Origin of the sequence: Coprococcus intestinihominis, from assembly GCF_040096555.1 — a bacterium.
Lineage (GTDB): Bacteria > Bacillota > Clostridia > Lachnospirales > Lachnospiraceae > Coprococcus_A > Coprococcus_A intestinihominis.
The window spans coordinates 18,621-27,746 of sequence record NZ_JBBMEK010000013.1 but is presented as its reverse complement, the minus strand read 5'-3'; the positions used below and the strand labels follow the sequence as shown (position 1 = coordinate 27,746).

Genomic DNA, 9,126 nt, shown 5'->3' with positions numbered 1-9,126 from the left:
TGCTGATTCAATGAACGTGCATTAAACTGTGTACATACAGCGACTTTCTGTACATGAGAGTTCGACATATTGCTCAGTGCAAAATCTATGCCTCTGTAGCTGCCTGCTATCGGCATAGCTGCAACGGCTCTCTTATTCGCCAGTATACCCATTCTGCTGCTGTTCCCGCCTGCTAAAACAATACCAATCGCTCTCATTATATTTCACCTGCCTTTATAATAACCTGTCCACTCGCCAGCAGGCCATCCGGATAATCTTCCGGTACAGTCTTTCCGACAATCGCTGTATTCTTGCCAATCTGTACATGATCCGGAATCACAGAATTCTCCGCGATTGTCACAAGATCAAACGCATAAACCTTTGGATTGTAAACATTCGGGGCAAATTCACCCACACCCAGTCTGCAGTCCCTGCCGACCTGTACGGACTCGGCAATAATTCCCTTATCAACCGTTGTTCCAGCGCCGATCACCGCTCCCTGCATAACAATAGAATCACGAACAACAGCACCTTCTTCGATGATAACGCCTGCGCCGATGACGCTGTTCTTCACTTCTCCATAAATCTCCGCACCTTCTCCGATGATACACCTGTCAACAACAGCCTTCTCACCGAAATACTGTGGCTTGATCATATCGTTATTCGTATAAATCTTCCAGAATTCCTCATACAGATTAAATTCCGGAATGATATCGATCAATTCCATGTTGGCCTGCCAGTAGGATCCCAGTGTTCCAACATCCTTCCAGTAGCCATTGAATTCATACGCATAACAATTATGCGTATTATTATGTACATAAGGAATAACATGCATACCAAAATCACATCCCGGCTGATCCTTCAAAGCGATCAACGCCTCTCTCAGTATCGACCAGTTAAAGATATAAATACCCATAGACGCAAGGTTACTGCTCGGCTTCGGCGGTTTCTCCTCAAAATCCTTGATATTGCCGTTGTCATCGGCAATAACAACGCCAAAACGACTGGCCTCAGCCCAAGGTACAGGCATGCAGGCAATTGTCACATCTGCCCCTTTTGCTTTATGGTAATCCAGCATCACTTCATAATCCATCTTATAAATATGGTCACCACCAAGGATCAGTACATACTCCGGATTGTACTTCTCAATATATTCCATATTCTGATAAATAGCATTGGCTGTTCCTGTATACCAGTCTGAACTCTCGCTCTTCTCATAAGGTGGAAGCAATGTCACACCGCCGTGATTACGGTCCAGATCCCACGGAATACCAATGCCGATATGGCTGTTCAGCCGCAAATGTCTATATTGTGTCAGAACACCAACTGTATCCACTCCCGAATTGATACAGTTGCTCAACGGAAAATCAATAATACGGTACTTGCCGCCAAAAGCCACTGCCGGTTTTGCTACATTCGAAGTCAAAACACCAAGTCTGCTGCCCTGCCCGCCGGCCAGAAGCATGGCTATCATTTCTTTCTTAATCACGCTATCACCTCTGTTGTTATTTGTGAACTCATTATACCACTATTTATATAAAAAGTGAACAGTATTTACTAATTTTTTTCGACAAAAAAGCAAAATATATGCAATCCTTATAGCATCAGCAGGTTTTATGCAACTTTTTTCTGACAATTTTCAACAATTTTTACATAGTTTTTTGTATACAATACATAATTTACATTTTCATAATTTTCATTTGATTTTTCATTAAATGCGGTTATAATAGCAATAGGTAACTGTTCCGTGCAGGATATGCACAGTCACAAAAGTTATACACTTATTAATTATCAATTTTATAGAATAGGAAGGATTCTGATGTATCAAATCAATTTTAATAAACCGGTAAAGATCCACTTTATGGGCATTGGCGGCATCAGCATGAGCGGCCTGGCCGAAATTCTCCACGCCAAAGGCTTTACTGTTGTCGGTTCCGACGCTCACGAATCTGCCATCACAGACCATCTGACGTCTCTTGGCATCCAGATTGCCTATGGCCAGCGCGCAGAAAACATTACACCTGATATCGATGTGGTTGTCTATACAGCTGCCATTCATCCAGATAACCCTGAATTTGCCGCTGCCAAATCTGCGGGTCTCCCGATGATGGACCGTGCGGAACTCCTTGGTCAGATCATGACCAACTATACCAATGCCATCGCCGTTTCCGGTACCCACGGCAAGACAACGACAACTTCCATGCTGTCTCATATTCTGCTTGCAGCAGACACTGATCCTACCATCAGCGTGGGCGGTATCTTAAAAGCCATTCACGGCAACATCCGCGTAGGTCACTCTGACAACTTTATTACAGAAGCCTGCGAATACACCAACAGCTTTCTGAAGTTCAATCCGAGCCTTGAAATCATCCTGAATATCGAAGAGGATCATCTTGATTTCTTCAAGGATATCAACGACATCCATCATTCTTTCCGCAAGTTTGCAGAGAAGCTTGACGCAGACGACATTCTTGTTATCAATGGTGAGATCAGCCATGTATCTGAGATCACAGACGGTCTGCCATGTCATATCATTACCTACGGTCTGAAACCGGAGTGTGATTATGCTGCTGAGAATATTACATTTGACGAATTTGCCAAAGGCAGTTTTGACCTGATCGCTTACGGCAAGAAGATTGACCATATCCAGCTGAATGTGGCAGGTATCCATAATGTATCCAATGCGTTGGCAGCCATCGCCTCCGCACGCGAATTACATATTCCTATGGATATCATCAAGAAAGGCCTTATGGCTTTTGAAGGCACTGACCGACGCTTTGAATACAAAGGCCAGTTTAACGGTGTGACCGTCATTGATGATTATGCGCATCATCCGACAGAGATCAAAGCGACCCTGACTGCGGCACAGAAATATCCGCACCGTCAGATCTGGTGCGTCTTCCAGCCACATACTTATACACGTACCAAAGCCTTTTTCCACGAATTTGCCGATGCACTTTCACTGGCTGACAAGATTGTCCTGGCTGATATCTATGCTGCCCGTGAAACCGACCCGGGTGACATCCATTCAAGGGATATCCAGAAGCTGCTCCTTGAAAAAGGCAAAGAAGCCTACTATTTTCCTTCATTTGAGGAGATTGAAAAATTTTTACGTGAAAAATGTATCAACGGCGACCTGTTGATAACTATGGGTGCCGGAGACGTTGTTTTAGTAGGCGAAGCGCTGATTAAGTAAAGTTATCCACAATATCCACCGATTTATCAACAAAAACTTTGGATAAATCCGGTGGATATTTTTGTTTACATAATTCCTACGCAACCGCCTTTCTTTTTTCGTCTAAACTCCGCTTTTTATGGGCTTTTTCGACATTTCAAAAATTTTATTCACCTTTCCCGTCCACCAGTTATCCACATTATCCACAACTTTCTCCACCAAAATATCCACATTTATTCACAGAACCCCCGGTATTCTCAAATTTTCCGCTTTATGTTATACTTAAGAAAAAATCCGTAACTGTATCATCATCTGATCGTTACCGGAATTGAATCTGGAGGTGGCTTTATGCCGAAACCTATTACCTTATCTGCTGGTTATTCTGATGGCGTGACTGTCATCCCGAATACCTTTTTTGATGAATATCTGCCGAGAGCCAACGGAGAATTTCTGAAGATTTATCTTTATCTGCTCCGCTGGCTTTCTCATCCGGATCATGCCCTCTCCCTGAGCGGCATCGCCGATATATTTTTTATGACTGAAAACGACGTGACCCGTGCACTGAAATACTGGGAAGCCGAAGGGTTGCTCCGACTGACCTTTGACCGTGACGGTACAATTGCAGGCATCTGCCTGAACGCTGTCACTTCAATCAGCAGTCAGAAGGATACTCCGACTGCTCCCCCTGAGCAGCGCCGGCCCGCGCCGGCACAATCTGCAGTTGCTGCGCAGACAGGTACCGGTATCACCGGCACTCCGGTCGGCACAACCCCGGCCGTTTCAATGCATCCTCGTTCCACACAGGAACTGCACCGCTTTTCGGAATCAGATGACGGCGCACAGCTGATCTTCATCATTCAGCAATATCTCGGCCGTCCTCTGAGTGCATCTGATTTGAACACGATTTATTATTTTTATGATGATCTCGGCTTTTCCAGAGATCTCATTGAATACCTTTTTGAATACTGTGTTTCCAATGGGCATACCCATATGCGTTATATCGAGAAAGTGGCTTTATCCTGGGCCGATCTCCATATCACCACTGCCGATGAAGCCCGCACCCAGAGCGAAACTCATCAGAAAGCCTGCTTCGCTGTACTGAAAGCCTTTGGTCTCGGCGGACGTATGCCAGCTGCCGGAGAAGCAGAATTTATCAACAAGTGGACCCGCACCTACGGTTTCAGCCTCGAGCTCATCCTTGAAGCCTGCCGACGCACCATGATGGCTGTCCATACGCCGAGTTTTGAATATACAGACAAGATTCTGAGCAACTGGAAGTCTCTCGGTGCCTATACTATGACAGAGGTACTCGCCGCTGACAAGGCTCGAAGTGCCGAGAAGGCAGCTGCACCGGCTAAGCGCCCGGCCGTCAAACAGGCAAGACCGTCTTCCAATAAGTTTCACAATTTCAATCAGCGCAGTTATGACTACGCTGCTCTTGAGAAGAAACTGGCCGCGAAGATTCAGAATGGTTCCACCAACAAGTAGTTCGACTGAAAAGGAGACGTCATTATGAACTTGAAGAATTCTCAATATCAGGCAATTATGCGCCAATATGATCTCCGCCAGCTGCAGCACCGACACCTTCAGAGCCAGCGTTATCAGGAGATCTGCGATCGTCTGCCTGCCTACCGGCAGCTGGAAGAAGAAACCGCCTCTTTCTGTGCAGACAGAGCCCGGGCTGCTGCCCTGGGCCGGAAGGATGTTCTGCAGGATATGCAGCAGCATCTGCGGGAACTGCAGGAGCAGAAAACGCTTCTGCTGACACAGGCCGGGTATCCTGCTGATTATCTGGAGCTGACCTATTCATGCCCGGATTGTCATGATACCGGTTTTATCGGTGACAAGAAATGTCACTGTTTTAAGCAGGCCATGGTCGATCTTCTCTATCGCCAGTCCAACATCCATGATGTGCTGAAACGCGAGAATTTCGATACCTTTGACATCCGGTATTATTCCGATACGAAGAACCGCAGCCTCGGCGTCAGTCCCCGAGAGAATATCCAGGCCGTTCTCAGTACCTGTCACGATTTCATTGATCATTTCGATGAGCAGTCCCGGAATCTTCTCTTTTACGGTGACACCGGCGTGGGCAAGACTTTTCTGACAAATTGCATTGCCAGAGAATTGCTGGATGCCTCTCATACCGTGATTTATCTGACCGCTTTTCATCTTGTGGACATTCTTCAGAACAACACATTTGGGAATGATGATATGGATGACACTGATGAGAATATGTTTCATTATATTCTCGACTGCGATCTTCTCATCATTGATGATCTTGGTACAGAATTAAATAATGCTTTCATTACTTCACAGCTTTTTCTTTGCATCAACGAACGGCTGCTGGCAAGAAAATCCACCATTATTTCAACGAATCTGTCCCTGGATGAACTGCAGAACGAATACAGTGAACGAATATTTTCCAGATTAGTCAGCAATTATGAGATCATGCTGATCCTCGGCGACGATATCCGCATTAAAAAGGCAATTTCCGAGTAAGACACCTTGACATCCTATGTCGGATACGTTATAAATAAAGTGGACGACAATGTCGTCATTTGTTTGATTTAGTTAACATATGATGGAGGTATATTATGGCTCAGAACATTGAAGAGTTTAGAAACTCAATTCCAGTAGGCGATTTAGGTATTATTCCGCTTCAGAGCTGCAGTGAACTTGGCAATATGGTCAATGAATATATCGTTGACTGGAGAAAAGAACGTGAAAGTGTTCTTCATCAGGATGATAAGATTAAGGATTCCTATATTGTGAATACCAAGTGCTCCCGTTTCGGTTCCGGCGAAGCAAAAGGCACAATCCTTGATTCTATCCGAGGCAAAGATTTATATCTGCTTGTTGATGTCACCAATTATTCAATCGAATATTCTCTCTGCGGTCACATGAACAAGATGTCACCGGATGATCATTATTCCGATTTAAAACGTATTATCACAGCAGCAGCAGGTAAGGCCCGCCGTATCAATGTTATTATGCCATTCCTTTATGAGAGCCGTCAGCACAAGCGTACAGCCCGTGAATCACTGGATTGTGCCGTTGCACTGCAGGAACTTCATGCTCTCGGTGTTGAAAATATTATTACTTTTGATGCTCATGATCCACGTGTTCAGAATGCTATTCCTAACAGTGGTTTTGACAGCATTCAGCCAACTTATCAGTTTATCAAAAGCTTATTCAACAACGTCCCTGACCTTCAGGTAGACAGCGACCATATGATGATCATCAGCCCGGATGAAGGCGCTATGGGCCGTGCCGTTTACTATTCCAACGTTCTCGGTCTCGATATGGGTATGTTCTATAAGAGAAGAGACTACTCCAGAGTTGTTAATGGCCGCAACCCGATCGTTGCTCATGAATTCCTCGGTTCATCCGTCGAAGGCAAGGATGTCTTCATCGTTGATGATATGATCTCCTCTGGCGAAAGCATGCTGGATGTTGCCAAAGAACTGAAGCAACGTAAGGCAAAGCGTGTTTTTGTTGCAGCAACATTCGGTCTTTTCACAAATGGTCTGAAGCAGTTCGATGAATATTATGAACAGGGTCTTATCTCCAAGGTTCTGACAACCAACGTTATTTATCAGACACCTGATTTATTATCTCGTCCATACTACATCAATGTAGACCTGAGCAAGTACATTGCGCTCTTGATCGACAAGCTGAACTATGATCATTCCATCAGCGAACTGCTCGATCCTAATGCGAAGATCCAGAACGCACTGACTTACTACCGCAAATACCACAAATAAAACCTGTGCACCACAGGCAATGATATAACAAAACGGATTCCGTTATCTCCAAATCTATCATTTGAAGCATACCGGAATCCGTTTTTCTTTTGTCTTATCTGTCTCACAACATTTAAATTTCGACTATCGTTTATGTTGCAAAACTCATAATGATAACAGCAAAGAGAGCGGTGAATTTGATATGCCCCCTTTACAATTCAACATAATGATAATCGCAATTTAAACTCTCCAACATCTCAGCCTCTCTGTGATGGCATGTAAATATCAGGATCTGGCTGAAAGCCTTCTGTTCTGTCAGCCATCTGAGTGTATTTTTCAGACGTTCATCATCATACAAAACGAAGCTGTCATCCAATATCAGCGGCATCGGTTCATCATACAGCATCTGACTGACAGCCATTCTCACAGAAAAATAAATCTGATCCGCCGTTCCCGCAGAGAGTTGCTGCGGCTGCAACAGTTTTCTGTCATCATCCACCGTCACCTGAAACTTCTCATCAATGTTCAGTTTCTTATGTGCGCCGTTTGAAATATAAGAAAAAAGCTGTGAAATATAATCTGCCAGCTGAAGACCAAAAGATCCATGGATTCTGGCCGTCATTTCCGTAATCGCATTCATGCTGATGTCAATGGCCTGCATATCTTCCTCACTCATCTTCCGGTCTGCATCAAGCACCTTCAGCTGTTCTTCCAGCTCACTCAGCTCAGACTGTTTCATATTCAGCTGCTCCAGCTGCCAGTTCAGCTGTTCCGATTGTCTCAACAGCTCCGACGCCTGACCCCGAAGCTTTTGAAGCTTCTGTTTCTGCTCCTGTCCCGCAGCCGATTCCAAAGTTACACTATCCCCATATTTCTCAAGATACGGTGCCAAAGGTTTCTGCAGCTCATCATACCGTTTACGCAGCTGCTCAAGTTCTCTCCGAAGTCTGAGTACCACATCCTGACGGCTTCTCTGATTCTGGCTCTTTTCCATGAGTTCATGGATATCCTCAATCTGATATTTATCCAAAATTGCCTGCTGCTCATTCTCCAGACGATCCATATCGGCTTTCAGCTGCTTCATTCTACCTTTTCTGCCGCCGGATGACCGAATCAGAAATACTGCCAGTCCTACCGCCAAAGCTGTCAGCAAAACAGCGGCAAGAATATGTATAATGCCTTTCAGTCCCACAAGACCGCCGGCAATCCAGACGATCACAGCAAGTGCAGCCACAGGGAATATCAATGCCAGATTGCGAATGCTGTTTCCTTCATTCTGTTCCTCCAGTTCACTGTATCTCGACTGATAATCCTCCAGCTTCTCCTGTCGAGCCTCGTATTCTTCCACGACACCACTCATCTGCTGCTGATACTTCTGTCCGCCTGTCTGTCCCTCAAATTCTCTGAGTTCTGCTTTTTTGGCTTTGTACATGGCCGCCACATCATTATTCTCCTGGATCAGCTGTATCGCTTTCATTCGTTCCTGCCGATCTGCTTTCATAGCGCCATCTGCATCATTTTCCAGTTGCTGTATCTGCTTTAAAATGCTTTCACGATTCTGTTCAAGAGCTTTCTGTCGCTCTGCAATACCTTCTCTGGCTTTCAATTCATTTCGAAGCATTTCTGCTTTGTCACGGTATTGGTGATAAGTCTCCTGAGAAAATCTTCCGGCTGCCTTTTTGCGTTCATCCTTCAGATAAGCCAGGGCCCGTCCCACATCCACACTGTCCGTAGCTCCCATAGCCATATTCGCCATATAAGACTGCATATTGGTCGTAAACTGCCCATCCGGCTGGACCGACAGCTGGCCGGTACTGATTGAATTCCGATAATTAGAAAGCTGCATTCCCGGTATCAGTGATGAAATATCATCTGATGCGCATGCTTCCTGCCGTCCGCTCGTCTCATCGACCACCTCAAAATGACTGTCATCTTTATAGAAATTCCTGACAATCCGCCAATTTTTATCCTGATAACTCAGGCGCATCCGTCCTTCATAGCTTGCTCCGCCTTCCCACGGCTGATATTTGGAATATGCATCCCGTCCGGCACCGCGCCCACGAAGGCGTTCCGCACCAAACAGCATACTCTGAATAAACGCATGCACTGTAGACTTTCCCGATTCATTGGCCCCATAAATAATATTCACTCCGGGATTCAGATCAATCTCCCTGCCGTGAAATTTACCAAAATGGTCCAGATTCAATTGTTTTATAATCAATGCCC

At 45.1% G+C, this 9,126-nt stretch carries 7 protein-coding genes; 4 read left to right on the top strand and 3 right to left on the bottom strand.

What is annotated here, in order from left to right:
• Both WMO25_RS02100 and WMO25_RS02095 read right to left on the bottom strand, forming a co-directional pair.
• A partial coding sequence (locus WMO25_RS02100) for a sugar phosphate nucleotidyltransferase (RefSeq protein WP_349083805.1) occupies window positions 1–197 on the bottom strand: 197 nt, incomplete at its 3' end.
• Window positions 197–1,468: a glucose-1-phosphate adenylyltransferase gene (locus WMO25_RS02095; RefSeq protein WP_349083803.1), complete on the bottom strand. Its 1,272-nt coding sequence runs from the start codon at window positions 1,466–1,468 to the stop codon at window positions 197–199. The genes WMO25_RS02095 and WMO25_RS02100, both read right to left, overlap by 1 nt.
• A 330-nt stretch (window positions 1,469–1,798) precedes the next feature.
• Here WMO25_RS02095 and murC point away from each other — a divergent pair, with 330 nt between their 5' ends.
• From murC to WMO25_RS02075, 4 genes are all read left to right on the top strand, one after another.
• Window positions 1,799–3,175 carry a UDP-N-acetylmuramate--L-alanine ligase gene (gene murC / locus WMO25_RS02090; protein WP_349083801.1) on the top strand — a complete coding sequence of 459 codons (1,377 nt, stop codon included), beginning with the start codon at window positions 1,799–1,801 and terminating at the stop codon, window positions 3,173–3,175.
• A gap of 327 nt (window positions 3,176–3,502) precedes the next feature.
• A complete protein-coding gene (locus tag WMO25_RS02085; protein ID WP_349083800.1) occupies window positions 3,503–4,642 on the top strand; it encodes a DnaD domain protein in 1,140 nt (379 codons plus the stop codon).
• Window positions 4,643–4,666: 24 nt separating this feature from the next.
• Window positions 4,667–5,656 carry an ATP-binding protein gene (locus WMO25_RS02080; protein WP_349083799.1) on the top strand — a complete coding sequence of 330 codons (990 nt, stop codon included), beginning with the start codon at window positions 4,667–4,669 and terminating at the stop codon, window positions 5,654–5,656.
• Between the two features lie 95 nt (window positions 5,657–5,751).
• On the top strand, window positions 5,752–6,921 hold the full coding sequence (locus tag WMO25_RS02075) for a ribose-phosphate pyrophosphokinase (protein WP_349083797.1): 1,170 nt from the start codon (window positions 5,752–5,754) through the stop codon (window positions 6,919–6,921).
• Between the two features lie 190 nt (window positions 6,922–7,111).
• Here the strand turns inward: WMO25_RS02075 and WMO25_RS02070 are convergent, their stop codons facing one another.
• Window positions 7,112–9,121: an ATP-binding protein gene (locus tag WMO25_RS02070; RefSeq protein WP_349083796.1), complete on the bottom strand. Its 2,010-nt coding sequence runs from the start codon at window positions 9,119–9,121 to the stop codon at window positions 7,112–7,114.
• Between the last annotated feature and the right edge of the window lie 5 nt (window positions 9,122–9,126).